23 protein-coding genes and 2 pseudogenes are annotated in these 25,360 nt (G+C 35.3%); 20 read left to right on the top strand and 5 right to left on the bottom strand.

Annotated elements, in window-relative coordinates; translation table 11 throughout:
- The first annotated feature begins 239 nt into the window (after positions 1–239).
- The 5 genes from H1D32_RS16350 (at position 240) to pyc (ending at position 7,452) form a co-directional block, all read left to right on the top strand.
- Entirely contained in the window at positions 240–1,571 is a 1,332-nt protein-coding gene (locus H1D32_RS16350) for a PhoH family protein (protein ID WP_261179345.1), read from the top strand.
- Positions 1,572–1,919: 348 nt separating this feature from the next.
- Positions 1,920–2,852, top strand: coding sequence for a glutaminase A (gene glsA / locus H1D32_RS16345; RefSeq protein WP_261179344.1), 933 nt, complete (start codon positions 1,920–1,922; stop codon positions 2,850–2,852).
- Positions 2,853–2,981: 129 nt separating this feature from the next.
- Positions 2,982–3,266, top strand: a complete 285-nt coding sequence (locus H1D32_RS16340; protein ID WP_261179343.1) for an Fpa/YlaN family protein — start codon at positions 2,982–2,984, stop codon at positions 3,264–3,266.
- Positions 3,267–3,386: 120 nt separating this feature from the next.
- Positions 3,387–3,845 (top strand): site-2 protease family protein, encoded by a 459-nt coding sequence (locus tag H1D32_RS16335; RefSeq protein WP_261179342.1) that lies wholly within the window; start codon positions 3,387–3,389, stop codon positions 3,843–3,845.
- A gap of 157 nt (positions 3,846–4,002) precedes the next feature.
- Positions 4,003–7,452, top strand: a complete 3,450-nt coding sequence (gene pyc, locus H1D32_RS16330) for a pyruvate carboxylase (RefSeq protein ID WP_261179341.1) — start codon at positions 4,003–4,005, stop codon at positions 7,450–7,452.
- A gap of 209 nt (positions 7,453–7,661) precedes the next feature.
- Here pyc and H1D32_RS16325 read toward each other — a convergent pair whose 3' ends face one another.
- On the bottom strand, positions 7,662–8,744 hold the full coding sequence (locus tag H1D32_RS16325) for an NAD(P)/FAD-dependent oxidoreductase (RefSeq protein WP_261179388.1): 1,083 nt from the start codon (positions 8,742–8,744) through the stop codon (positions 7,662–7,664).
- Between the two features lie 520 nt (positions 8,745–9,264).
- Here H1D32_RS16325 and H1D32_RS16320 point away from each other — a divergent pair.
- Positions 9,265–11,028 (top strand): TIGR04190 family B12-binding domain/radical SAM domain protein, encoded by a 1,764-nt coding sequence (locus H1D32_RS16320; RefSeq protein WP_261179340.1) that lies wholly within the window; start codon positions 9,265–9,267, stop codon positions 11,026–11,028.
- Between the two features lie 143 nt (positions 11,029–11,171).
- Here H1D32_RS16320 and H1D32_RS16315 read toward each other — a convergent pair whose 3' ends face one another.
- A complete protein-coding gene (locus H1D32_RS16315; protein ID WP_314733430.1) occupies positions 11,172–12,080 on the bottom strand; it encodes a COX15/CtaA family protein in 909 nt (302 codons plus the stop codon).
- A gap of 334 nt (positions 12,081–12,414) precedes the next feature.
- Between H1D32_RS16315 and cyoE the strand changes: the two genes are divergently transcribed.
- From cyoE to H1D32_RS16285, 6 genes are all read left to right on the top strand, one after another.
- The gene (gene cyoE / locus H1D32_RS16310) at positions 12,415–13,347 is read left to right on the top strand and encodes a heme o synthase (RefSeq protein WP_261179338.1); all 933 of its coding nucleotides are present in this window, start codon (positions 12,415–12,417) and stop codon (positions 13,345–13,347) included.
- A 43-nt stretch (positions 13,348–13,390) separates the two neighbouring features.
- Positions 13,391–14,401, top strand: a complete 1,011-nt coding sequence (gene coxB, locus H1D32_RS16305; protein WP_261179387.1) for a cytochrome c oxidase subunit II — start codon at positions 13,391–13,393, stop codon at positions 14,399–14,401.
- A 42-nt stretch (positions 14,402–14,443) separates the two neighbouring features.
- The gene (ctaD, locus tag H1D32_RS16300; protein ID WP_261179386.1) at positions 14,444–16,258 is read left to right on the top strand and encodes a cytochrome c oxidase subunit I; all 1,815 of its coding nucleotides are present in this window, start codon (positions 14,444–14,446) and stop codon (positions 16,256–16,258) included.
- A 1-nt stretch (position 16,259) separates the two neighbouring features.
- Positions 16,260–16,877 (top strand): cytochrome (ubi)quinol oxidase subunit III, encoded by a 618-nt coding sequence (locus H1D32_RS16295; RefSeq protein WP_261179337.1) that lies wholly within the window; start codon positions 16,260–16,262, stop codon positions 16,875–16,877.
- A 4-nt stretch (positions 16,878–16,881) separates the two neighbouring features.
- Complete coding sequence (locus H1D32_RS16290; RefSeq protein ID WP_261179336.1) at positions 16,882–17,118, top strand: hypothetical protein; 237 nt, start codon at positions 16,882–16,884, stop codon at positions 17,116–17,118.
- A 334-nt stretch (positions 17,119–17,452) separates the two neighbouring features.
- Positions 17,453–17,905, top strand: a complete 453-nt coding sequence (locus H1D32_RS16285; RefSeq protein ID WP_261179335.1) for a DUF420 domain-containing protein — start codon at positions 17,453–17,455, stop codon at positions 17,903–17,905.
- A gap of 127 nt (positions 17,906–18,032) precedes the next feature.
- On the opposite strand, the pseudogene ytvI reads toward H1D32_RS16285, so the two are convergent.
- Positions 18,033–19,066 (bottom strand): annotated as a pseudogene (gene ytvI, locus H1D32_RS16280) (sporulation integral membrane protein YtvI).
- 120 nt (positions 19,067–19,186) lie between these two features.
- On the opposite strand from ytvI, the gene H1D32_RS16275 reads away from it, so the two are divergent.
- Together H1D32_RS16275 and H1D32_RS25490 are read left to right on the top strand one after the other, a co-directional pair.
- On the top strand, positions 19,187–19,435 hold the full coding sequence (locus H1D32_RS16275; RefSeq protein ID WP_261179334.1) for an Asp23/Gls24 family envelope stress response protein: 249 nt from the start codon (positions 19,187–19,189) through the stop codon (positions 19,433–19,435).
- A complete protein-coding gene (locus tag H1D32_RS25490; RefSeq protein ID WP_396126224.1) occupies positions 19,392–19,532 on the top strand; it encodes an Asp23/Gls24 family envelope stress response protein in 141 nt (46 codons plus the stop codon). The genes H1D32_RS16275 and H1D32_RS25490 overlap by 44 nt, the downstream gene beginning before the upstream one ends.
- A 52-nt stretch (positions 19,533–19,584) precedes the next feature.
- On the opposite strand, the pseudogene H1D32_RS16270 reads toward H1D32_RS25490, so the two are convergent.
- Positions 19,585–19,934: pseudogene (locus H1D32_RS16270) on the bottom strand (YugN family protein).
- Between the two features lie 125 nt (positions 19,935–20,059).
- Between H1D32_RS16270 and H1D32_RS16265 the strand changes: the two are divergent.
- From H1D32_RS16265 to H1D32_RS16255, 3 genes are all read left to right on the top strand, one after another.
- Positions 20,060–21,232 carry an alanyl-tRNA editing protein gene (locus H1D32_RS16265; RefSeq protein ID WP_261179333.1) on the top strand — a complete coding sequence of 391 codons (1,173 nt, stop codon included), beginning with the start codon at positions 20,060–20,062 and terminating at the stop codon, positions 21,230–21,232.
- 92 nt (positions 21,233–21,324) lie between these two features.
- On the top strand, positions 21,325–21,753 hold the full coding sequence (locus H1D32_RS16260; RefSeq protein ID WP_261179332.1) for a CBS domain-containing protein: 429 nt from the start codon (positions 21,325–21,327) through the stop codon (positions 21,751–21,753).
- A 348-nt stretch (positions 21,754–22,101) separates the two neighbouring features.
- Positions 22,102–23,181 (top strand): CAP domain-containing protein, encoded by a 1,080-nt coding sequence (locus H1D32_RS16255; RefSeq protein ID WP_261179331.1) that lies wholly within the window; start codon positions 22,102–22,104, stop codon positions 23,179–23,181.
- 260 nt (positions 23,182–23,441) lie between these two features.
- On the opposite strand, the gene H1D32_RS16250 is transcribed toward H1D32_RS16255, so the two are convergent.
- Positions 23,442–23,939 carry a PaaI family thioesterase gene (locus H1D32_RS16250; protein WP_261179330.1) on the bottom strand — a complete coding sequence of 166 codons (498 nt, stop codon included), beginning with the start codon at positions 23,937–23,939 and terminating at the stop codon, positions 23,442–23,444.
- 142 nt (positions 23,940–24,081) lie between these two features.
- Between H1D32_RS16250 and H1D32_RS16245 the strand changes: the two genes are divergently transcribed.
- From H1D32_RS16245 to H1D32_RS16235, 3 genes are all read left to right on the top strand, one after another.
- Complete coding sequence (locus H1D32_RS16245) at positions 24,082–24,531, top strand: YlbD family protein (RefSeq protein ID WP_261179329.1); 450 nt, start codon at positions 24,082–24,084, stop codon at positions 24,529–24,531.
- Positions 24,532–24,555: 24 nt separating this feature from the next.
- Positions 24,556–24,798, top strand: a complete 243-nt coding sequence (locus H1D32_RS16240; protein WP_261179328.1) for a YlbE-like family protein — start codon at positions 24,556–24,558, stop codon at positions 24,796–24,798.
- Positions 24,799–24,923: 125 nt separating this feature from the next.
- Positions 24,924–25,352, top strand: coding sequence for a hypothetical protein (locus H1D32_RS16235; protein ID WP_261179327.1), 429 nt, complete (start codon positions 24,924–24,926; stop codon positions 25,350–25,352).
- The last annotated feature ends 8 nt before the right edge of the window (positions 25,353–25,360 follow it).

The raw sequence follows: 25,360 nt of genomic DNA, 5'->3' as shown, positions 1-25,360 counted from the left end.
AATGAAGAAAACACTACGAAAGGCTGTTTTCGTAAACTTTGAGCCATGCATTCGCTTGGTTACGACCTAAAAGCTAATAGCAACAATTTATTAGAAAAGAGCGATACGAAAAGAACTATTTAGCCCCTTGTAAAAATGTTTTTGCTAAAATTTAGGCCACGCTATCTCATTTTTATTTTCAGTGCATAACTTAATAGAAAGACACCATTCCCAATTCACTTAGTCAAGGAGGCGTGACGTTGAATAAAATCTACGTCTTAGATACGAACGTATTACTGCAAGATCCATTGGCAATTTTTGCATTTGAAGAAAATGAAGTAGTAATTCCTGCAATTGTATTGGAAGAAGTTGACTCCAAAAAGCGTTATATGGACGAGATAGGTCGAAATGCAAGACAGGTTGCAAAAATAATGGATCAATTCCGAGAAAAAGGGAAGTTACACGAGAAAGTATTATTAGAAAATGGTGGTCAACTACGAGTAGAATTGAACCATCGTTCTTTTGAAAAGATGAAGGATATGTTTGACGAAAAAAGCAATGACAATCGTATTATCGCAGTCGCTTTGAATTTATTATTAGAAGAGAAAATTAAGGAAAATGGAAGGCGAGTCATCTTAGTCTCAAAAGATGCCCTCATGCGCGTAAAAGCCGATGCTATTGGAATTCAAGCAGAAGACTTTTTAAGTGATAGGGTCATTACTTCTGATCATATTTATTCAGGATATCTTGAGGTACTTGTTAGTGTCGAAGTTTTAAATAAGTTCTACAAGGATCAGAAGATTTCAATTAAAGAATTAAAAAATTACCAGAGATTATATCCTAACCAGTTTGTAATCTTAAAAGATGAATTAGGAAGCTCAGCTTCTGCAATAGGAAAAGTAGATACTAATTGTAGAGACATTATTCCGTTAATAAGGGACTTGGACCATGTATGGGGTATAAAGCCTCGTAATGTACAACAAAGGATGGCCTTTGATTTATTACTTCGAGATGATCTTCCATTAGTAACCTTAGTTGGGAAGGCAGGAACAGGAAAAACACTGCTTTCACTTGCAGCTGGATTGCTTCAAACAGAAGATTTCCACAAATACAAAAAACTATTAGTAGCAAGGCCGGTTGTGCCTGTTGGAAAAGACCTCGGTTATTTACCGGGCGAAAAAGAAGAAAAACTCAGACCATGGATGCAACCTATTTATGATAACTTAGAGTTTTTATTTAATACGAAAAAGCCAGGGGAGTTAGATCAAATCTTAGCAGGTATGGCTTCAATACAAGTTGAAGCATTAACATATATTCGGGGCAGAAGTATCCCAGAGCAATTTATTATTATCGATGAAGCACAAAACCTAACGAAGCATGAAGTGAAAACAATATTAACAAGAGTTGGTGAAGGAAGTAAAATAGTTCTAATGGGTGACCCACAACAAATTGATCATCCGTATTTAGATGAATATAATAATGGACTTACCTATGTCGTCGAAAAATTTAAAGCTGAAAAAATTAGCGGTCATGTGAAATTAGAAAAAGGTGAGAGATCAGGTTTAGCACAATTAGCTGCTGACCTACTATAACAGTGCAGAGTTTAGAGTATAAAGTTGAGTATCTAAAGAGTTCGAAACTTTACGCTTTAGACCTCCAGCTAAGACTAACATCATAAATTGGTGATTAGTCTTTTTTTTTTAGGCTCTTTTTGTAAACATTGTGGCATTTTAACGTAAAATAATTGGAAAAATTCCTTAGATGAAGATATCACTCAATAAATTGAGTAAGAAAAGAGCGCTACTTGCTAAATAAGTTGTGAAATCTTAGTTTTTTTTCGAAAGCAACAAACTTTGCGAAAACAGTCTTTTTTATTTCCTTCATGAATTGCTAGGTACTGGCTATTCTAATATTATAGAAGAGAGAAGGAGTGTGTCGAGATGGAAGATTTTTCGTTTAATGAGGATTTGAACGAGATGGTGTTAGAAGCCAAAAAGTATTCCAAATATGGATCTGTTGCTGATTATATACCAGCTTTAGGCGAGGCCAATCCAGAAACACTATCAATAGCGATATATCGAGGGAAAGGAGATTGTATTGCTGCTGGAGGGATTTATGAAAAGTTCACTTTGCAAAGTATATCAAAAGTAATCACGTTAGCAGTTGCCTTAATGGATCATGGCGAAGATTATGTATTCTCAAAAGTAGGAATGGAGCCAACTGGTGATCCATTTAATTCAATTGCTAAATTAGAAACAAATATTCCCTCAAAACCATTAAATCCGATGATAAATGCAGGTGCTTTAGCTGTAACGAATATGATTATTGGCCAATCTATTGATGAAAAACTTGGAAGGATATTAGGCTTGATCCATGAAATGACATCTAACTCTGAAATTACTTTTTGTGAGCGAGTAGCAAAATCAGAATTAGATACAGCATTTTTAAATCGCTCTTTATGTTATTTCATGAAACAACATGGTGTTATTCAAAGTAGTGTCGAGGACCTTCTTGATTTATATACGAAGCAATGTGCAATTCAAGTTGATTGTACAGATCTAGCAAAGTTGGGTTACGTAATAGCGAATGAAGGTAGAAATCCTGAGACTGGACGACAAGTTATTCCTTTACATATAACAAGAATTATTAAAACCTTTATGGTTACATGCGGGATGTATAATTCTTCAGGAGAATTTGCGATTCGCGTGGGAATTCCTGCAAAAAGTGGAGTTTCAGGAGCTATAATGGGTTCATTGCCACATGGACTAGGAATTGGAATTTATGGACCGGCTTTAGATGATCGAGGAAATAGTGTTGCGGGAATGAAGCTTTTAGAGAGCTTATCTAGCAGGTATAATCTAAGTATATTTTAAGAGTGTTATGTGAACAAATATTTTATTATTACTATAGAAATACTTCTAAAATATTGCATTTTTTTACTATAAAAGCTATCATAGTGACATAAGGGACAGTGAAACGACTCGGTATGGGAGGGAATAAACATGTCTAAAGAAGCTATAACAGGACATTCTGAAAAAGCGTACGCCCTTCTAAAAGCGGATGCAAATAAAATCTTAAAGCTTATTGAAGTTCAAATGACGAACTTAACTATGCCACAATGCCCTCTTTATGAAGAGGTTTTAGATACACAAATGTTTGGTTTGTCGCGAGAAATTGATTTTGCGATTCGCCTTGAACTAATTGAGGAAGAGTTAGGAAAACAATTGTTATTTGAACTTGAACGCGAATTAGCAACGCTTCACGAAGCGTCAATGAAGAGGCCTTGATTGAGAAGATGACTCTACAACAACCGTTTTTCTTTGGGAAAACGGTTGTTGTTTATAGAGTTGTCTTTTTTTGTAGGCAATAAAATTATAAAGATGACATCGGAACTGTAGGGGGATAAGATGATTTTTCTCTTTATCGTTATTTGTTTTTTTACAATTTTACCAATTACCTTAATCCTTCATGAGTTAGGGCATTTTTTTTGTGCGATCGGGTGTAATGCAAAGAAAATTACAGTTACTATAGGTACTGGGTTTTTAGTTAAAAATTTTAAGTGTAACAATACGAATTTCTTCTTTCGTATTTTACCATTAGGAGGAAATACTAGTTATGAATTAGCTGAAACGGCTAAATGTAGACAAGTAATTATATCGCTAGGTGGTCCTTTATTAAATGGAATGGTTGCTTGTTTATTAATTTTACCTGGAATTGGCTATGGTGATGAGTACCTAACTTTATGGTTTCAATGGTTGGCTTTTTTAAATTTTTGGATGTTTATTATCAATGTAACTCCATTTAAGATGGGAAGATATCATTCCGATGGTTGGCTCATTTTGAATGCATGGAAGGTAACTAATTAAAAATGAAAAATTCAAATTATTCATCAATTTGTTATTTAACTCCATGAAAAAAGTGATATGATAAAAAGTAAGTTATCTGACCTGTCATCAGTTCATCAGATGTTTGTTAGTTTTATAGGACTATATGTTGTATTTGCAGTCAATAAGGAGGGATTTTATGAATAAGATGACTAAAATTAAAAAAGTATTAGTAGCAAATCGCGGTGAGATTGCAATTCGTATTTTTCGAGCTTGCACTGAATTACATATCCGTACAGTTGCAATCTATTCAAAGGAAGATACAGGGGCTTATCATCGTTACAAGGCTGATGAGGCTTATTTAATTGGTGAAGGTAAAAAACCGATCGATGCATATTTAGATATTGATGGAATTATAGAATTGGCAAAACGAAACAATGTCGACGCCATCCATCCTGGATACGGTTTTCTGTCGGAAAACATTCACTTTGCAAGACGCTGTGAAGAAGAGGGGATCATTTTTATTGGTCCTAAATCAGAACACCTACATATGTTTGGTGATAAAGTTCAGGCAAGAACCCAAGCGATTAAAGCTGGCCTCCCCGTAATCCCTGGCAGTGATGGGCCGGTTGAAACAATTGAAGCTGTGGAAACTTTCGCCAAGCAATTTGGTTTTCCATTTATTATTAAAGCCTCTCTTGGTGGTGGTGGACGTGGGATGAGAATTGTACGTTCAAAAGAAGAGCTTCAAGAAGCGTATGCCAGAGCGAAGTCTGAAGCGAAATCCGCATTTGGAAATGACGAAGTATATATTGAAAAATTTATTGAAAATCCTAAGCATATTGAAGTACAAATTTTAGGAGACCAGAGTGGGAATATTATTCATTTATATGATCGAGATTGCTCTGTACAACGTCGCCATCAAAAAGTCGTTGAAATTGCACCAAGTGTTTCTTTAACAGATGATGTTCGTGAAGAGATTTGCCTTGCAGCTGTTCAGTTAATGGAGAAGGTAAACTACATTAATGCGGGTACAGTTGAATTTTTAGTTACTGATTCTGGGGATTTTTACTTTATTGAAGTAAATCCGCGTGTACAAGTTGAGCACACCATTACCGAGATGGTAACAGGGGTCGATATTGTTCAAGCTCAACTTTACATTGCTGATGGAGAATTAATTCATGGAAAAAAACTACGTATTCCTACTCAAGAAAAAATCATCTGCCATGGATTTGCAATTCAATCACGAGTAACAACAGAGGATCCAAGTAATAATTTTATGCCTGATACTGGTAAAATCATGGTTTATCGTTCTGGGGGTGGCTTTGGAGTTCGGCTCGATGCAGGTAACGGTTTCCAAGGTTCGGTAATTTCTCCATATTATGATTCTTTGTTAGTTAAATTATCAACTTGGGCCTTAACCTTTGAGGATGCAGCTTCAAAAATGTTGAGAAACTTACGTGAATTTCGAATTCGTGGGATTAAAACAAATATTGCTTTCTTAGAGAATGTTGTACAACATGAAAAGTTTTTAAATGGTGAATATAATACTTCTTTTATTGATACAACCCCTGAATTGTTCGTCTTTCCAAAAAGAAAGGACCGAGGAACAAAGATGCTTTCTTTTATTGGGGAAACGACAATTAACGGATATCCTGGCATTGAAAAAATGAAAAAACCTGTGTTTGATGAACCTGTTATACCAAAATTAAAGCTCTCTGACCCATATCCAAGTGGAACAAAGCAAATATTAGAAAAGCACGGTGCTGAAGGGGTCGCAAAATGGGTAAAGGAACAAAAAGAAGTACTACTAACTGATACGACTTTCCGCGATGCACACCAATCTTTATTAGCAACACGTGTAAGGACCCATGACCTAAAAAGAATTGCTGAACCGACTGCAAGAATGCTGCCAAACCTTTTCTCATCTGAAATGTGGGGTGGTGCAACCTTTGATGTAGCAATGAGATTTTTACACGAAGACCCGTGGGAACGTTTATTAACATTAAGAAAAAAAATGCCTAATTTATTATTACAAATGCTGTTCCGTTCATCTAATGCGGTAGGGTATACAAACTACCCAGACAACGTGATTAAAGAATTTGTACAAAAATCTGCAGATGCTGGAATTGATGTATTTCGAATTTTCGACTCCTTAAATTGGGTGCCGGGAATGACGCTATCAATAGAAGCAGTTCGTGACTCCGGAAAAATAGCTGAAGCGGCCATGTGTTACACTGGAGACATTTTAGATAATAGTCGTTTAAAATATGACTTAAAATACTATCTAGATTTAGCTAGTGAGTTAGAGCAATCCGGAGCCCATATTTTAGGGATTAAAGACATGGCAGGGTTGCTGAAGCCAGAAGCTGCCTACCGGTTAGTATCTACACTAAAAGAAACGATTTCAATTCCTATTCATTTGCATACTCACGATACAAGTGGAAATGGGATTTTCACCTATGCAAAGGCAATTGAAGCTGGTGTAGATATCGTTGATGTAGCTGTAGGTTCAATGGCTGGACTTACTTCGCAACCTAGTGCAAATAGTTTAATTTATGCTTTAACGGGTAGTGAGCGTCAACCAAACGTGAACATTGAAGCTATCGAGAAGCTAGGTCATTTCTGGGAAGATACGAGGAAGTTTTACCAAGGCTTTGAAAGTGGCATGGTGGCCCCTCATTCAGAGGTGTATGAACACGAAATGCCTGGAGGGCAATATAGTAATTTGCAACAGCAAGCGAAAGCAGTCGGGTTAAAAAGTCGTTGGGATGAAGTAAAACGAATGTACCGTACTGTAAATGACATGTTTGGTGATGTGGTTAAAGTGACTCCATCTTCAAAAATTGTTGGGGATATGGCGTTATTCATGGTGCAAAACAATTTAACAGAAGCAGATGTCTTTGATAGGGGAGAAACACTAGACTTTCCGGATTCAGTAGTAGAATTTTTCCAGGGGTATTTGGGTCAACCTTATCAAGGTTTCCCTAAGGATCTTCAAAAAATTATTCTAAAAGGAAGAGAAGAGATAATAGGAAGACCTGGTGAAAGCTTACCAGCAGTAGATTTTGAATTAATGAAAAGAGAGCTATTTGAGAAACTAAATAGACAGGTAACTGACTTCGATCTACTTTCATATGCAATTTATCCAAAAGTGTACTTAGATCATCAACGTTTTTATGAGCAGTTTGGTGATGTATCAGTTCTTGATACGCCAACCTTTTTATATGGTTTGCGCTTAGGGGAAGAAATAGAGGTTGAGATTGAACAAGGAAAAACGTTAATTGTTAAGTTAGTTTCGGTTGGGGAAGCACAAAAAGATGGAACTCGAGTGATTTATTTCGAATTAAATGGACAGCCAAGGGAAATCGTTATTAAAGATCAAAACGTTGAGACAACAGTCATTGCGAAAACGAAAGCCGATCAAGCAAATCCAAATCATATTGGAGCAACAATGCCTGGTACTGTTGTGAAAACCCTGGTTGAAAATGGGGATAAAGTTAAAAAAGGAGACCATCTCATGATCACTGAGGCAATGAAGATGGAAACGACAGTTCAAGCACCCTTTAATGGGGTTGTAAGTCGTGTTTACGTACAGAATGGAGAAGCAATTCAAACAGGCGATTTACTTATTGAGATACAAAAGTAACAAACAAAAAAACGGGCTCTTCAGCTCGTTTTTTTTGAAAGATAAGAATGTATAAAATTTCAACGTAATAACTGTCTAGCTCCACCGCCCAGCCCCTCGAGGTCAAATAACCTTCGAGAATAAAAGTGAAAGAGCACACTTTTTTTCTCGAAGAACATTTGCTAGTCGGGGCTTAACAGGGCGCTTGCGCTTTTCTTGTGTACTATAATTTAAATGAAAATTTTCTTTAAAAATAATTTTAATCCACCTAGTTTCAAATAATAGCGCCATTCTGTTACTTTCTTTAGGAATGAAGCAATTCGTCCTTTAACCCTTTTATTGTAGACGATTCCAGTAGCATTTTTTCTTCCTAATGACATTAGAGTTCCTCTATAAACATAGTTAAAAGGTTTTAGTGATTGTCCCCTAATAAGGGCAACAATGTTTTTAGCGCAGTGTTCACCTTGTTGAATTGCTATTTGGGCAGTAGGGGGCTCTTCTTTCCCATGAACATTGGTGAAAATACTGCTATCACCAATAAAGAAAACATTTTCTTCGTTAGGTACTTGCAAGAATTCATCAATTTTAACTCGACCGTTTACTACGTTGAACCCTGCTTCTGAAGCAATGTGGTGTCCTTTAATACCTACAGTCCAAACGATAGTATTGCCATACAGTTTTTCAGTAGAATTATTTAAAATTACACCGTCTTTTTCGCATTTAACAACTTTCTGGTTTTGTAGAATTTTTATGCCATATTGTTCTAGCACATAAAGTGAATAATTAATAATTTCAGGGTCAAATTCCCTTAATATTGTCGATCCCGCTTCGACACAAGTAATCTTTATTTTCTCCAAAGGCACACCGTACTTTTTAGATAAATAGGGAGCACTATAGGCTAGCTCAGATAGAAACTCAACACCTGTAAAACCACCACCGACAATAATAAAACTTAATAAATGATCATCAGGTTCTGAACTATAGGTCATAAACATACTTTCTATTTGTAACTTTAGTTGGTAAATACTATCAAAATTAAATATGAAATACGCGTGTTCTTTAACCCCAGGGGTTTCAAAAGTCTCTGGGACTGCACCGATTGCTACAACTAAATAATCATAATTAAGGGTTCCATTTTCCAAAAAGATTTTTTTATTATTCTTATCAATACCGATAACATTCTCTTGTTTAAATGTAACGATGTTTGTTTTAATGACTTCATGAATGCCAATTTTAATTTTCTCCGCATCCAAAGTACCTACAGGGGGTTCGTGTAATTTTGTTGTTAGATACTGATAATCTTTATTATTTATTAAGATAATTTCTGCCTCCTCTTTTTTAACTTCTTTTGCAGAGTTGTAGCAGTAATTAATCCCCCATACCCACCACCAAGAATAACAATTTTAGGCCTATTCATAGCTGCACCTTCCTTTATTTATTTTAATGAAAGGCTCTTTTCGTACTAGGGCTATTAAAAAATCAATTGGTCAAATAGTTATTTGTTCCCGTTAGACAAGTTGTAGGTTAGAAAAGATGCCTCTGAGACCTTGATAGATCTTGTCATTTCCACCTATTTTAAAAGCCCAAATCTTTGAGAACATACTCTACTTGAAAAACACTCCTATGCGAAAACAGCCTAATGAAAAGATTTAAGTTTGTGAAATTATTAACAAACTTTTTTCAATATATTCACGAAAGCAAGGTTTATGAACGGCTACTACTAACTTTTTTTTACATATATGAACAATATAGGAACTTTGGCTTATATCTATTGTCTGAAATGAAATTGAAGAATAATCTAAGATAAATAAAGATAAAAGAGAGGTGCTTTACTTGAAATTTGATTTAGTGCTTTTACATCCACCGAGTGTTTATGATTTCCGTAAGAAATCATTGTTAGTTGGGCCAATAAGTGATGTAGTACCATCTTCACCTGTCTTTGAAATGTATCCAATTGGATTAACAAGTATTGCTGATTATTTAGAAAGGTATGGATACCGGGTAAAAATAATAAATCTTGCAAATAGAATGCTATTAAATCCGAATTTTGACGTGGAAAAAAAGCTAAAAAAAATAAAAACAAAAGCGTTCGGTATAGATCTTCATTGGTTGCCACATGCTCATGGGAGTATAGAAATTGCTAAGTTAGTGAAGAAATACCATCCAGATAAACCGGTCTTTTTTGGCGGGTTGTCATCAACGTATTTTCATAAAGAATTAATTAAATCTCCTTATATTGATTTTGTGTTTCGTGGTGATTCTACAGAAAAACTAGTCCATCAGTTGATGGATCAATTAAAAACAGGTGAGGAAAACTACGAAATTATCCCAAATTTAACGTGGAAAAAAGATGATACTTATATATTTAATCCTCATACCTATGTGGCTGATAATATGGATGAGTTTGATATTCCTGGCTATCAATATGTTATTCGTTCTGTATTTAAGTACCGTAATTTTATAGATCCGCTCCCTTATGTAGATTGGTTAAAGTATCCAAACACTGCATTGTTAACTTCAAAAGGCTGTAATTTCAATTGTTTGATCTGTGGGGGTTCAAAAACATCTTATGAGTTAATGTGTAATAGAAGGAACATAGCGATGCGCTCACCAGAAAAATTGGAAAAGGATATTGTTTTTATTCAGAGGTTTAGCCGAGCCCCAATTTTTCTCCTCAATGATATCCGCCAAGGTGGGAAAGAATACGTTTCCGAACTCTTGAACCGATTCAAGCAAAGGGACTTAAAAAATGAGTTGGTATTTGAACTTTTTTATGCTGCAGGTGATGAGTTTTTTGGTGAATTAGATAAAGCATTACCTAAATACAGTATTGAAATTACTTTAGAGAGTCACGATGAAGAATTGCGACGCACCAATGGAAAATTTAATTGCACAAATGAGAAAGTTATAGAAACGATAAAATCAGCGCTAAAATATAACTGTTCGAAAATTGATCTCTTTTTTATGGTAGGAATTCCAGGGCAGGATTATGAAAGTGCTCTAAAAAATGTTGAATTTTGTGAAGAAATTCACTTGAAGTGTAATCAAGATACCAGATTGTCTTACTTTATAGCACCTTTGGCACCGTTTCTTGACCCAGCAAGTCCTGCTTTTGAGAATCCCGAGTTACATGGTTATAAAAAGTTTTGTCATACAGTTGAAGATCATCGAGAGGCACTTTTACAGCCGTCCTGGAAATATATGTTAAGTTATGAAACAGAATTTTTAACAAGAGATGAGATTGTTAGGGCAACCTATAATTCTGCCTTAGCTTTAAATTCTTTTAAGTTTAAATATAAGTTAATCGACGAGAAAACCTATGAGCAGGTAAAAACAAAAATTAATTATTCTTTGGAATTCATAGACAAGATTGATAGAATAATGGAATTGCCTGAAGAGCAGAAAACTTCTGCTTTGGAGGAAATCAAAAATGACGTTAGAGAACTGAACAGCTATAGTATTTGTGGTAAAGACGAACTAAAATGGGAAGTAAAGAAAAACTATGCCAATCCATTATCACTTACTATCGTTGGACTAGAGCTTCTTTTAAAAGATAAAATAAATTCATTAAAAAATATGAAGGAATATTTCAGTTAATTGAAGGTTGCATTACTAGATTATAGAATATGTACACGTTTACGGACTATAAGTAATAAATAAAATTATAGAAAATAAAATAGTAAGGGACAGAGGGTGTATGAACTCCTCTGTCCCTTTTTTTAGCGCGCTTGCGGCTTTTCTTAAGACTTTGATCTAGTTGCAAGCATCAAGAGATAACTTATAGAACCAAATAAGCAAGTAATAATAAATGCGTGGAGCATGGATGAAAATAAGCTCATTGCTGTAAAAACTACATAAGCACCACTTAGTACTTGGATGGTTACAAGTATAAAAGAGATTAGTACGGTATAACGTAGTGCAATTTCTTCTTTATAGTGTCTGTATACATGGACTAATAAAGCTAAAATAACTAGAAACATCACAGCAGCAGCAACTCGATGCCCAAACTGAACTGCAATGTTTCCTCTTAGTGGAGGAATAATTTGCCCATTGCATAGTGGCCAACCTGCACAAGCGAGACTTGAGTCGGTATGACGAACTAGAGCACCAGTATACACAACGATATATAAATATGTGAAAACAAAATAGATGAAGCTCCTGAACTGTGTGGTGATCTTAGTCGCACTTACTCTCGAGGGTTTCCCTTCCTCAAAGACGAGGATGGTTAGTAATAGGACACTTGCAAAAGACACTAATGAGAAACCAAAATGGAGAGCTAATACTGCTGAGGATTGTCCCCACATGACCGCGGCTGCACCTAACAATCCTTGGAAGATAATGAATAAAACTGCAATAATTGCCAAAAATTTTGTTTCACGAACGTGAGGTAACTTTCTCCACATCCAAATTGCTAGAATAATAACCATAATTCCTAAAATACCGGAAACAAAGCGATGACTATATTCAATAATCGTTTCTAGTGTAGTAATTGACTCTGGTATCACTTGTCCGTGACATAGTGGCCAAGAATCACCACAACCTTGTCCTGATTCTGTCTTCGTAACTAAAGCACCTTGGAGTAAAACGATAATCATTCCAATTGTGGTTAGTATGGAAAATATTTTTAAATTTTTATTCAAATTGTTCACCTAACCTTTAGTAAATATGAATTTTACCGTGTACATTGGTCCTTCTCATTTTAAGAACAAAACGGTAAAATGTCAATTTCTATTAGTAAGCATATTATTACCATTATTAAATTAAAAATGTTATTATCTAGGTACAAAAACAAAATTGGAAAATATAAGTGATGAAAATCACAGCATTATCATTTATAATGTGATTATTAAGTTGGTTAACACTAAGAAAATGTTATTTAAGTTGTTTATAGAATAAATAATACATGCTATAATAACTCCTTGAGTGTTTATGACTTTCTCATTTATAGTTTTTCAGTTTTATAGTTTATGGAGGTGAAGATCGTTGAATAAAACTGTATTAGAAGGAGCAAAGGTCCTTGAATCCTCAATTGCTAATACAAATACTTCAAACGTGACTTGGAGGGACTTCCTTGCCTTAACTAAAGTTGGCATTGTTATGTCTAACATGATTACAGCCTTTGCGGGTATGTTTTTAGCAGCTTACTATATGGATATACAATTGTTTGCAAATTTACATCTTGTTATTTTCGGTCTCTTAGGATCAGCATTAGTTATGGCTGGAGCATGTAGTTTAAATAACTATATCGATCGAGATATTGATCACCTAATGGAGCGTACTGTTGATAGACCAACAGTTACTGGGAAAATTCCAGAAAAGCAGGTGTTATTATTTGGGCTACTATTATCTGGTATAGGAATGTTATTTTTATTACTAGCATCCTTAACAGCTGCAGTAATAGGACTTGTAGGACTAGTTTTTTACGTTGTTATCTATACGATGTGGACAAAAAGAACGACATCATTAAATACAATTGTTGGTAGTGTTTCAGGGGCAGTTCCACCATTAATCGGGTGGGCAGCTATTGATCCAGGCTTACATTCGGTTGCGTGGGTACTATTTCTAATAATGTTCATCTGGCAACCTCCTCACTTTTTGGCTTTAGCAATGAAGCGTTGTGAGGAATATCGAAAAGCTGGGATCCCTATGCTTCCAGTAGTATCAGGCTTTGCAGTAACTAAACGTCAAATGGTTTTATATGTTGCAGCACTTATACCAATTTCACTGCTCTTATCACCGACGTTTGGTCCTGTATATACTACAATTGCAGCATTGCTAGGTGGCGGTTGGTTAGCACTAGGAATTGCTGGCTTTGTAATGAAGGATGATATGAAATGGGCTAGATTAATGTTTGTTTATTCATTAAACTACCTAACAATTATCTTTATCCTTATGATTGTTCTCCATGTTGTTTAGACATAAATAATCAAAATAAAAAAAGGGGAGGTTTACAACTTTGATGAAACAACTTAGCAGACTACTCCCGTTAACAGCACTCTTGTTGTTGCTTGCGGGCTGTGGTGAAGTGAATTTAACGGCTCTTGATCCTCAAGGACCAGTCGCAGAGATGCAATTATCACTAATTAAGCTTAGTCTTTACGTAATGATTTTTGTAATTGTGGTTGTGTTTGCTATCTTTGCATTTGTTCTTTGGCGTTATAGAGAGAAGCCGGGTGACACACATATTCCAAAACAAGTCGAAGGTAATCACACTCTAGAAATTATCTGGACAACAGTGCCAATTATCTTACTAATTATTATTGCAATCCCTAACGTCATGGACACGTTTACATTAGCAGATGTTGAACCTGACGAAAACTCAATTACGGTGAACGTAACAGGACACCAATTCTGGTGGGAATTTGAGTATCCAGATCATAATGTAGTCGCTGGTCAGGATATGTACATTCCAACAGGTACTAAAATTATTGTTAATCTTGAAGCTTCTGATGTCATGCATTCATTCTGGGTTCCGGCATTAGCTGGTAAACAGGATAATGTTCCTGGTATTACCAATGAAATGTGGATTAAAGCAGAAAACCCTGGAATTTATAAAGGGAAATGTACAGAGCTTTGTGGTGAAGCACACTGGTTAATGGATTTCAAGGTTATTGCAGTTGAACCTGAAGTTTTTGAAGCGTGGGCAACAAACATGAGTCAGCCAGAGCAAGAGCCTGCAACACAGGTAGCGGAAGCTGGCCGTGAAGTATTCCAAGCTAGCTGTATCGGCTGTCATGCTGTAGGTGGAGTTGGTGGGAATCCGGCTGTAGGTGGTCCTGATTTAACAAACTTTGGTGAAAGAACAGTAATTGCTGGATTTTTAGAATTCAATGATGAGAATTTGGAAGAATGGATTCGTTTTCCGGAAAAAACAAAACCTGGTAATAAAATGCCGGCGTTTAATCACTTAAATGATGAAGAAATGAAAGCTTTAATCGAATATATGAAGGGCTTAAAAGTCCTAGACTAACCGAGAGAAAAGGAGGTAAATATATTGTCGAACTCAGTGGCTATGAAAAAAAGCGCACTTTGGGATTGGCTAACAACGGTAGACCATAAGAAAATTGGAATTATGTATTTGGTTGCCGGTGCATTTTTCTTCGTGTTAGGTGGACTTGAAGCCATGTTAATACGAATTCAGCTAATGTTCCCAGAGTCAAACTTTGTTAGCGCGCAAGCGTTTAACGAGCTAATTACAATGCATGGTACAACAATGATCTTTTTAGCTGCTATGCCATTATTATTTGGGTTTATGAACTTTATTGTACCTTTACAAATTGGTGCAAGAGACGTTGCATTCCCATTCTTAAATTCGCTAGGTTTTTGGTTGTTTTTATCTGGTGGAATCTTGCTTAACCTCAGTTGGTTCTTTGGGGGAGCCCCTGATGCAGGTTGGACAGCATACGTTCCATTATCTAGTGCAGCATATGCAAGTACAGGTTTAGATTATTATGTACTTGGTCTACAAATTAGTGGTGCAGGAACATTAATCGGGGGGATTAACTTCCTTGTAACGATTATTACAATGAGAGCACCAGGCATGACAATGATGAAAATGCCTTTATTTACTTGGAGTACGTTTGTAGCTTCAGCACTAATTTTATTCGCATTCCCAGCTTTAACAGTTGGTTTATTCTTACTAATGTTTGAACGTCTATTCGGCGCTAACTACTTTATTGTTGAAGCGGGCGGTAACGTTGTTATTTGGCAACATTTATTCTGGATATTTGGGCATCCAGAAGTGTATATCTTAGTTTTACCAGCGTTTGGTATCTTCTCAGAAGTACTATCAACTTTTTCGAAAAAACGCTTATTCGGATACAGTGCAATGGTCTTTGCGACGTTAATTATCGGTTTCTTAGGATTTATGGTGTGGGCGCACCATATGTTCACAGTTGGTATGGGTCCTGTAGCTAATGCAATTTTTGCAGTAGCGACGATGGCGATTGCTGTTCCGACAGGGATTAAGATCTTTAACTGGTTACTGACACTTTGGGGTGGAAGAATCAGTTTTACAACAGCGAACTTGTTTGCTTTAGGATTTATTCCTTCATTCGTACTTGGTGGAGTTACTGGCGTAATGCTTGCTACATCAGCAGCTAACTACCAGTTCCACGACACGTACTTCGTAGTAGCTCACTTCCACTATGTAATTATTGGTGGTGTTGTGTTTGGTTTATTCGCCGGTACTTTCTACTGGTGGCCAAAAATATTTGGAACAATGCTTGACGAGAAATTAGGTAGATGGTTTTTCTGGTTATTCTTCATCGGGTTCCATTTAACGTTTTTTGTTCAGCACTTCCTTGGTCTTATGGGAATGCCAAGACGTGTAGCTTCATATTTAGATGGTCAAGGCTTAAACGACTTAAACTTTATTAGTACGATTGGTGCATTCTTTATGGCAGTTGCTTTCATCTTACTTCTTGTAAATATCTTTGTTTCAAGAAACAACAAAGCTGTTAGTGACCCATGGGATGGTCGTACGCTTGAGTGGGCAACTTCAACACCAGTAAAAGAATACAATTTTGCACAAACGCCAGTTGTACGTGAGTTAGACGCTTTATGGTATGAAAAATCAAAAGGCAATAAGAGATTACCTGTTGCAGAACCACTAGGTGAAATCCATATGCCAAATGGCTCAATTCTACCATTAATCATGTCTATCGGTTTGTTTATTGCAAGTTTTGGATTTATTTATCACACGTATGTAATTTCAATTATAGGACTTGGAATTACATTTGGTTGTATGTTTGTCAGATCTGTAAAAGAAGATCATGGATACCATATTCCTGTTGATCAAATTGAACCAGATAAGGAGGTAAGATAATATGGCTCATGTACATCATGAAAGTGGCGTACTACCTCCAAATCCTGAAAAGGCAACTCTTGAAGGGAAAAATAAATTCTTAGGGTTTTGGTTCTTCTTAGGTGGAGAAACAGTTCTTTTTGCAAGTTTATTTGGAACCTATTTAGGATTGCGTAATGGTACTGCAGGAGGTCCATCTGCTGCCGATTTATTCCACTTACCATTAGTATTTGTTGCAACAATGATTCTTTTAACAAGTAGTTTAACGAGTGTTTTTGCAATGATTGCGATGAAAAAGGGTAATTATAAAGGGATGCTCATTTGGATGTGGGTAACAGTTGCTTTAGGTTTATCATTCCTTGGGCTTGAAATTTATGAGTTTTATGATTATCTTAATAATGGCTTAGGATTTACGACTAGTGCATTTGGTTCTGCGTTTTACACATTAGTAGGTTTCCATGGTGCCCACGTTGCGTTTGGTGTAAGTTGGATTATTACCCTATTAATTCGTTACCGTAAAGGTGGTTTAACGTTAACTAATGCTCCTAAATTCTATTTAGCTAGTCTTTATTGGCACTTTATTGACGTAGTATGGGTATTCATCTTCACAGTTGTATATTTAATGGGAATAGGAGGATAGATGAATGGGATCAAATCTTAATTCAAATGAACCTCAGATCAAACTTTCAACAAGTGAGAAGTTAAAGCTTGAGCGGGAAATGAAACATCAAATTATTACATTTGCCTTAATGATTTTCTTTACAGCATTAGCTTTCTTAGCGATTGCAAGTGATATCATTCCTGCATCATTCGCGGTACCATTTATTTTAATTCTTGCTGCTGTTCAGGTTATTTTACAACTATACTATTTATGCACTTAAACCAAAAAGGCCATGAATGGCCAAATGCATTCATGTTATCAGGGATTGTAATTATCATTCCTATGGTAGCAGCATTAATGCTACTTTAGGTGTAGTAAAATTCTAATCTGTATATCAAAGAAGAAAGAGAAAGCTGACTACATTTTAAATGTGTCAGCTTCTTCTTTATGAGTGTAAAGGTAGAGTGAATAGTTTAGTGTTATCGAAGTAAACTACGAAGCAAAACTAAAAATGCACTGTAAATATGTTCGAAATATGTCAAACTCTACATGTGGTGTGACGAAAATCACATGGTAAAATAATAGTGGATAATTGACGGAAGGAGGAGTCGGATTTGTTATTGCCATTAATAAGTACAATTTTTATTGGAATTAGCGCTGTTTTTGTAGCTTTAGGATGGGTTACAGTTGCAAGAAGAAAGATAGAACAGCATAAAAAGATGATGTTCCTAGGAGCCCTATTTGCGACCATCTTCTTTATTACGTATGTAGCAAAAACTGTTTTTGTAGGAAGTACTGCTTTTGGTGGTCCAGAAGAAGTGAAAATCTACTACACGATCTTCTTGATTTTTCATATTAGTCTTGCAACTACTGCGGCAGTTTTAGGAATTATAGCGCTTGTTTCAGGATATAAAAATAATTTAAAGTTGCATCGTAAGATAGGGCCTATAACGTCTGTCATATGGTTTTTTAGTGCTTCTTCAGGAATTGCTGTGTATTTTCTGCTGTATGTGATCTATCCGCCTGGAGAAGTTACAAACGTCTTTAGAGCTATTTGGGGTTTTTAAGATTGTAGGAGATGTATGCATACTCCATGGAAGGCGGTTATGTAGTTACTATGGAGTTGGACAAGTTATTTATAAGAAAAAGGTCTGGCATCTTGCCAGACCTTTTATATTTTGAAGTTTAATTTAATTATACCTGCTTCTTCGCAGAGGTGAATAAAATAACGACAAGAGGTCCGACGATAAAACCAACGACGCCTAATAATTGCAAACCAATATACATTGCAATTAATGTTGCAAGCGGAGACAAACCGATTTGATGTCCCATTACTTAGGCTCTACTGTTCGTCTAATTACCAAGAGAATCGCAGCAAGAATAAGTAATTGTGTAGCTAGAGCCGTGTTACCAGCAATTAGATGATAAATAGCCCAAGGAGCTAAAATAGCAATGGATCCAATCAGTGGAATAAAGTCGATAATCCAGATGATAAATGCCATTAATAACGCTACTTCAGGTATGATTAACAAGAGCCCAATTAATGAAACGATAAAAATAATAATACTCACTAAAAACTGTGCTTTAATAAATCCAAATATCACATAAGAGAGTCTAGAACTCATAAATTGGACTTTGTCTTTGGTTCTATCAGATAAGTGAGAGAAAATTTGCTCTTTTAGTTTCGGTAACTCCAATAAAAATAAATAAAGAGCAATTAAATAAACAATAATTGAGACTAAATATGCAGGTATTTTTGTAATAAGAGAAGTTACATCTCCTACAATGTTCCTGCTACTTGCTGTACGTCTTAACGTCATAAAAGATTGTTCGACATAAATACTAATTTCATCTGTTAGATTTTTTGGAATATCTTCAAACTTATCGTTTATATTTGCTTCAAAATCCCACCAGGCATTATGAACATGCGAAATGTAGGTTGGTAGATTTTTTACAAAATAGTCAGCTTGGGTGATAGCTTTTGTGGTAATTAAGTAACCAGTCAAGCCTATGAAGCATAAAAATATCATAAACACAATGAAAACCGCAAAGCCTCTTTTGACTTTAATCTTCAATACAAAAAAGTTAACAATCGGAGCTAAGAGCAACGCAGTTACTAGTGCAGCGATAATTGGGACTGAGACCGGTAAAATAAAATACCCCACAATTAAAATTACTAGTATTGTTGTAAAAATAATAATGTTTTTCTTAGATAATAAAGCGGCCATTTTAAACTCCTCTCATACAAAAACAACATATCTTTATTATATTATTTATTTAAGTAAATTTACAGTGAAATGTCTAGAAACGTTATCGTTATATGAACAATTTGTTAAGGAGGGATTTTTATGTTAGAAATGAGCTTGGAAAAAGGTGAATTATCGATTGTAGATGAGGTCATCAAAATAATAGCAGAAATTGCGCTAACTGAAGTTGACGGCGTTACGGTATGTTCGTCATCTATAAAAGGGAAATTACTGGAGAAAGTAAAGATCGGTAAAAATGCTATCAAAATTCAAACTAATAACGGTAAGTTCACAATTACTATGCAAGTTGGGATTGTTTTACGGAAAGAACATACCAAAAACAATTCATGAACTACAACAAATCATTAAAAACCATGTAGAATTATTTACGGGCTTTCCTGTCGAGGAAGTAAACGTAATTGTCAATCAAATAATAAATGAGGCATAAAAAGGCGTATGAACTAAATAGCTCATACGCTTTTTTTATTTTTAGAACTTTATTATTTTAATAAAGTAGCAATTTGTTCTAGCTTCTTATTACATTTGTCTAAAATATGTTTTGGGAATTTTTCGTCAGCATATTCCACACCGTGTGGGTAGTAATGTTTCCCAAGAATAGGATCTAAAATTTAATTACGGAATACGGAGATGGAATTTCACCTTTAACAGCATAAGCTTGCACTCTTAAGTAATAGACATCTTCATTTACTAAATCGTCAAATTTATAGTCAAATGTTACGCGTTCATAGTCCCATTGTCCAGCATGAACAAAGCCTGCTTCAGCTAATACATGCTCGGCTTCAGAAAATTCAACTTCTTTACCTGTTAAACCTGTTTCTTCAAATTTCATATATAACCCTCCTATTATGTAAGCTAGCCTATTTAAATATGATAGTATGAAAAGAAAGAAGATGCAATTAAAATGACTGTATGTAAAAAAAAATGATTGAATTCAGAACAAAAAGGATGAGAAAAATGACAAAAAAGATATTTGAGAATGATCCTTATATGAAAGAATACACCGCGATTTTCAAAAATTCAAAAATGATAAACGATGAAAAGTGGTTTTCATTTGACCAAACCATTTTTTATCCAGAAGGCGGTGGTCAGCCTTCTGACTATGGTGTGATCGATGATAAGCCAGTATTAGATGTTCAACTTATTGGTGATGAAATTTACCATAAAATAGATGGAACCATTGAAAAAAAACGGATAAAAATGAAGGTTGATTTCGACCGCCGATTCGACCACATGCAACAACATACAGGACAACACCTTTTGTCAGCTGTCTGGCTTGAGTTGTTCGAAATTAAGACAGTTTCTTTTCATTTAGGAAAAGATGTTTGTACGATCGATCTAAATACAAGTGATTTGAAAAGTAATCAAATCTTAGAAGTTGAACGAAAAATTACCCAATACATATTTGAAAATCGACCTATTGAAACATATGTCTTACCTTATGATGAAGTAGAGCAAGAGAAATTATCCAAATTAAAAGAAACTCCCGCATTTGTACGATTTGTTGAAATTGAGGGGATTGACAGGTCTACATGCTGTGGCACTCATGTAACAATGTTAGGAGAGTTAGGTTTAATAAAAATTCTCGGTTGGGAAAAGTATAAACAGAATGTGCGTTTGTCCTTCGTTTGTGGATTAAGGGCATATACATATTTTCAAGAAATCTTCTCCGCCGTAACAGAGGTTAGTAAAAAATTAAATGTTTCTCCATCATTAGTGGCCGAAAGATTTTCTAACTTTCATCAAGGACACCAACTCCTAAAAAAGAATTATCAAACACTTTACGAAAAGGAAATATATCATGAGGCTGAAAGCTTGATGAACTTAGGGGAAGAAGTAGTTGAATATAGTTGGGAAGACAGGCCACTTCAGGAAATGAAGGATTTGGCAAAAATTGTGATCGAAGGTGGCAATAGAGTCGTTATTTTTCAAAATATAAAGCAAAAAACGTGGATCTTCGCATCCTCTAGCTCCCAATTATTTAATGTAGCGACGTGTATTCAGCTATTGAAGGAAAACGTTGGCGGTAAAGGAGGAGGAAATCCAGTTTTTGGACAATGGATTGGTGACGTTAATAAACCTGAATGGCTAAAAATAAAAAATAGCTTATTGCAGAACTCAATAAATTAAAAATCGCTTTATTAACGAAAGGAATATTTATAAAAATGTATCATGAGGACATATTAAGTAATGTATGTAATAATTTTTTAGGAGGCTTTAATATGAACCATGTACGTGATGTTATGACTTCAAATGTAGAGTATTGTACACCATTAGATAACGTTTATGAAGTCGCAGTAAAAATGAAGGATTTAGACGTTGGAGCTATTCCTATTTGTGAAAACGATCATTTATTAGGAATGATTACTGATCGAGATATCGTTATTAGAGGGGTAGCAGAAAAACGTCCCAATTCTACGAGAGTTACCGATATTATGAGTGAGCACTTAATAACTGCAGATCCTGGCATGAGTATTGAAGAGGCTGCAAATCTAATGGCTAAACATCAAATTAGACGATTACCAATTGTAGAAAACAACCGCTTAGTTGGTATTTGCTCATTAGGTGATTTAGCAGTAAACGACGGATCTGACGATGAGGCAGGATACGCTTTATCTGAGATTTCAGAAAGCCCACAGGTTCACCATTAAAATAATAGTAAATACCACCCAAATACGGGTGGTATTTTATTTTTCTAAGAAAATTCTCGAAATAACCAATTTATTAGCATAAAAAACTTGCAGGAAAATACATATATAGAGAAGAACAATGTTTGTATAAAGCTGTTTTCTAATAAATGTTGCTTTTCAACTATGCATCATAGGGTATAACACAAGGTTTGGTGGGCATCTTTTCTTCAAACTTGTTAGTTGACTGAGTAAGGCAAGTTACTGAGTCAACACATAAAGCTAGTGAATAGCAACAAAGTTTACGAAAAGAGCCTTTAATAAAGATATGCAGAATAATACGTAAAATTTCTTCACAGAGAGGAGAACTACATGAGAAAAATAGGGTATGGATTGTTTTTCATCTTTTTCTTCCTAGCAATCACTTTATTTTATGCCTTTTTTATGGACAAGCTACTGCAGAATGAAAACGAAAATGCCTTAATAAAGGGGGATATTGTTGAGGAAGATGAATTACCATTCTTTGTGCCTCAACCTGAATTAAGTGCTGAGCAAAATGATACTTATTTACATGAGGATGGCCTTCATAAACTAATTGGTAAGGATGTAGATTCCCTTGTACAATTGTACGGTGAACCAAGTAGGGTGGACTTATCAGCCTATGATTATGAATGGTGGATCTATCCTAAAGAAAATAGCTATATTCAGGTAGGGGTGGAAAACGATCGGATTGTCACTATTTATTTTATTGGAAACGATTTATTGGCCGCACCATTTATTATTGGACAAACATATGAAGAGTTAGAAAAGATGTTTCAATTTCGAGAACAAGTTTCATTTAATGTCTTAAATAATTCATATCAGTTTAATCTCTCGGAAGACGAACTTTCTACAAGACCACTTTTGCAAGTGGACCAAATCTTCATACAGTTATACTTTGATACATTTACACAAAGCTTATCTGGGATAAGATACCTTGACGGTAAAACGTTAGTAAAACATCGACCATATTCTGTAGTGTACCGAGGCGAATTAATCGAACCTAAACAGCTTACAGAACAGGAATGGCGTCAGGTTGAAAGCGGATCGTCAAAACAAATATTAGATATAACAAATGAAATTAGGAAAAGACATCAGCTTGGTGAGCTAGAATGGGATGAAGAAACGTCTATCGTGGCATATCAGCATAGTGAGGATATGAAAGTGAATGATTACTTCTCTCACACGTCTCCTATGTATGGCGAACTTAAGGATCGCTTAAAGAAACAAGGCATCTTCTACCAGCTAGCCGGGGAAAATATTGCAGCTAAATATGTAGACTCAATTGCTGTCGTTGAAGGTTGGTTAAATAGCGAAGGGCATCGAGTAAATTTATTACACGAAGACTTCACTCACTTAGGCGTTGGTGTTTATGAGCGATATTATACTCAAAACTTTATTACTCCATGGTAAGTGTAGGGGCCTTTTCGTAACCATTGTGGGTTTTATGGTCTAATTATAATAAGGCACGAATTCAGGCAGTTTTTATGCTTCCATCTTAATCCTTTTCGTTCTTAGCTTAGGTTCGCAACACTATTTTCCTTTTGCCCTAATCCGAACTTAGCTTAGGTTCGGAAAACTTTCCTTCTTCCAGCCCTAATCCATTCCGAACTTAGCTTAGGTTCGGAATGATTTCCTTTTTCAAGGCCTAATCCATTCCGATAGGTTCGGAGTTATTTTGGCGACCTAATAATAAAAAAGCTCCCAGTTGCAATCGCGATTAAACTATTTTTGTCATTATATACTTTTGCTTCACAGACATAAATTGATTTGCCTTTATTGAGAATTTTCGCAATACAGATTAATTCATCACCAATTCCTGGTTTTACATAATTCAGTTTTAGTTCTGTTGTTACGGCCGTTTGATGCTCAGGTAATGACTGGTGGACTAATGATCCCATAGCAATGTCAACTAAAGTTGCAGTAATTCCTCCATGAACAATATTTAGGGGGTTGTGTATTAAGGGACGAATAGGAATACGAACTTCATAGTCACCATCTTCGAGGAAATTACTTTCTACTTTCATTAGTGCTGATATATAAGAACGAAATTGACCATCTTGCTTTTCTTTTGCCGCTTTGAGAAGCGATGCAACAACATCAAGCTCCTCAGAGGAGGCATTCGCCAATAAATAGTTAACATCCTCTATTAACTTTTGTTTGTTATTCATCTTTGAAACCCACTTTCTATAAAATGAATTCATACTAAAAATAAATTAAAAAATAGGCGCACACATAGCTAGGCGCTTTTGTATGATGTAATAGAACTAACTAGATGAATTTCAGCTGTATTTTTTTAGAGGAGGTGCTGTTATGAGTAAGAAAACTGCATTACACCCATCTGTACAACAGTTTAAACAATTTGTTAAGAAACATCCACTATTAATTAAAGACGTTAGGGAAGGGAAAAAAACTTGGCAAGAATTCTATGAAGAATGGACACTTTTTGGTGAAAAAGATTCGATATGGGAAAAATATCGCAAAGTTAGTGCAGAGCATGGCGATGAGGAAGATCTAGAGGAAGAAGGCGAAAAAGCAACTAATGAAAGTCAAGGTTCCCAAGTTGGTGACTTACTATCGATGTTAAAATCGATTAACCTAAATGATATTCAAAATCATGTTCAAAATTTAAGTGGAATGATGGCAACGGTCCAAGGTTTATTACAAACCTTCCAGTCAAACCCATCGAATCAAAGTGGGCAAGGCCAACAACAACAAGGTCAGTCGAACCAACAAACTCCTTTTAACTTTCGTCAATTCTAAAAAGGTACGTGAAAAGGGGCTTAAATGATGAGACAAGAACTTCATATGTATATTAATCAGCGCCCAGAAATAAGGCAATTCGTTCGGCATAATCCATTGTGGTATCGATATTTATCGAGAGATCCACAATCATTATCTAAATTAGAAAATGAAGTAAAAGTTTATTACGGCAAGACATTTCCGCAAAAATTAGATCGGTTCCAATCAAACTTAAATATGGCAATGATGCTCTTAGAGATGGTTCGAGGGATGGGATCACCAAAATAGGTAGATGGATATTGCATTCATCTACCTATTTTTCTTTTCTTTATTGATCGTAGATGAATTAGGATAAATAAGGATAAATTAGGCAAAACTTTAACTATGATTATTTTAGAAAAGGATGAGGGTAAATGGCTAAATTTATTTTTACCATTTTAGTAATGTCTTTAGGTATTTCAAATGGTTTCTTTAGTAATGGGGAAATAAATGAGGTAGCGACTAGAACAATACCATTTGATGATGAATATGAGCTTATGATTTCAAATTCTGACGAAATGGGCGATCGACTGACTATTAAGTATGAGGTGAAAGAGAAAGATATTTATGTAGAATGTCTCGTCCAAAACTTTCGCTTCAATAAGGAAAAAGCGGGAACGGAAAAACAAGAAGGTGAAGGCCATGTACAATTATATATAAATGATCGTAAGGTTGATTCTATTTTTACACCTTCGTTTATTATTAAGGCTCTACCAGCAGGGACATATAAGATTAAAGTTGAGCTAGTACATAATGATTATGCTCCTTATGGTATTTTTAAGGAATTTGAAATTGAATTATAAAAATACTC

Origin of the sequence: Anaerobacillus sp. CMMVII (assembly GCF_025377685.1) — a bacterium.
In the GTDB taxonomy this organism is placed as follows: Bacteria; Bacillota; Bacilli; order Bacillales; family Anaerobacillaceae; genus Anaerobacillus.
This window is presented reverse-complemented; position numbering and strand designations above follow the sequence as displayed.

Excerpts from the sequence above, each read along its gene's own strand:
- ctaD (WP_261179386.1), top strand. The coding sequence starts at position 14,444 with ATGAAAAAAAGCGCACTTTGGGATTGGCTAACAACGGTAGACCATAAG.
- coxB (WP_261179387.1), top strand. The coding sequence starts at position 13,391 with ATGAAACAACTTAGCAGACTACTCCCGTTAACAGCACTCTTGTTGTTG.
- H1D32_RS16295 (WP_261179337.1), top strand. The coding sequence starts at position 16,260 with ATGGCTCATGTACATCATGAAAGTGGCGTACTACCTCCAAATCCTGAA.
- H1D32_RS16250 (WP_261179330.1), bottom strand. The coding sequence starts at position 23,939 with ATGAATAACAAACAAAAGTTAATAGAGGATGTTAACTATTTATTGGCG.
- H1D32_RS16340 (WP_261179343.1), top strand. The coding sequence starts at position 2,982 with ATGTCTAAAGAAGCTATAACAGGACATTCTGAAAAAGCGTACGCCCTT.
- H1D32_RS16290 (WP_261179336.1), top strand. The coding sequence starts at position 16,882 with ATGGGATCAAATCTTAATTCAAATGAACCTCAGATCAAACTTTCAACA.
- H1D32_RS16260 (WP_261179332.1), top strand. The coding sequence starts at position 21,325 with ATGAACCATGTACGTGATGTTATGACTTCAAATGTAGAGTATTGTACA.
- H1D32_RS16245 (WP_261179329.1), top strand. The coding sequence starts at position 24,082 with ATGAGTAAGAAAACTGCATTACACCCATCTGTACAACAGTTTAAACAA.
- H1D32_RS16240 (WP_261179328.1), top strand. The coding sequence starts at position 24,556 with ATGATGAGACAAGAACTTCATATGTATATTAATCAGCGCCCAGAAATA.
- H1D32_RS16255 (WP_261179331.1), top strand. The coding sequence starts at position 22,102 with ATGAGAAAAATAGGGTATGGATTGTTTTTCATCTTTTTCTTCCTAGCA.
- pyc (WP_261179341.1), top strand. The coding sequence starts at position 4,003 with ATGAATAAGATGACTAAAATTAAAAAAGTATTAGTAGCAAATCGCGGT.
- H1D32_RS16265 (WP_261179333.1), top strand. The coding sequence starts at position 20,060 with ATGACAAAAAAGATATTTGAGAATGATCCTTATATGAAAGAATACACC.
- H1D32_RS16275 (WP_261179334.1), top strand. The coding sequence starts at position 19,187 with ATGTTAGAAATGAGCTTGGAAAAAGGTGAATTATCGATTGTAGATGAG.
- glsA (WP_261179344.1), top strand. The coding sequence starts at position 1,920 with ATGGAAGATTTTTCGTTTAATGAGGATTTGAACGAGATGGTGTTAGAA.
- H1D32_RS16235 (WP_261179327.1), top strand. The coding sequence starts at position 24,924 with ATGGCTAAATTTATTTTTACCATTTTAGTAATGTCTTTAGGTATTTCA.
- H1D32_RS16335 (WP_261179342.1), top strand. The coding sequence starts at position 3,387 with ATGATTTTTCTCTTTATCGTTATTTGTTTTTTTACAATTTTACCAATT.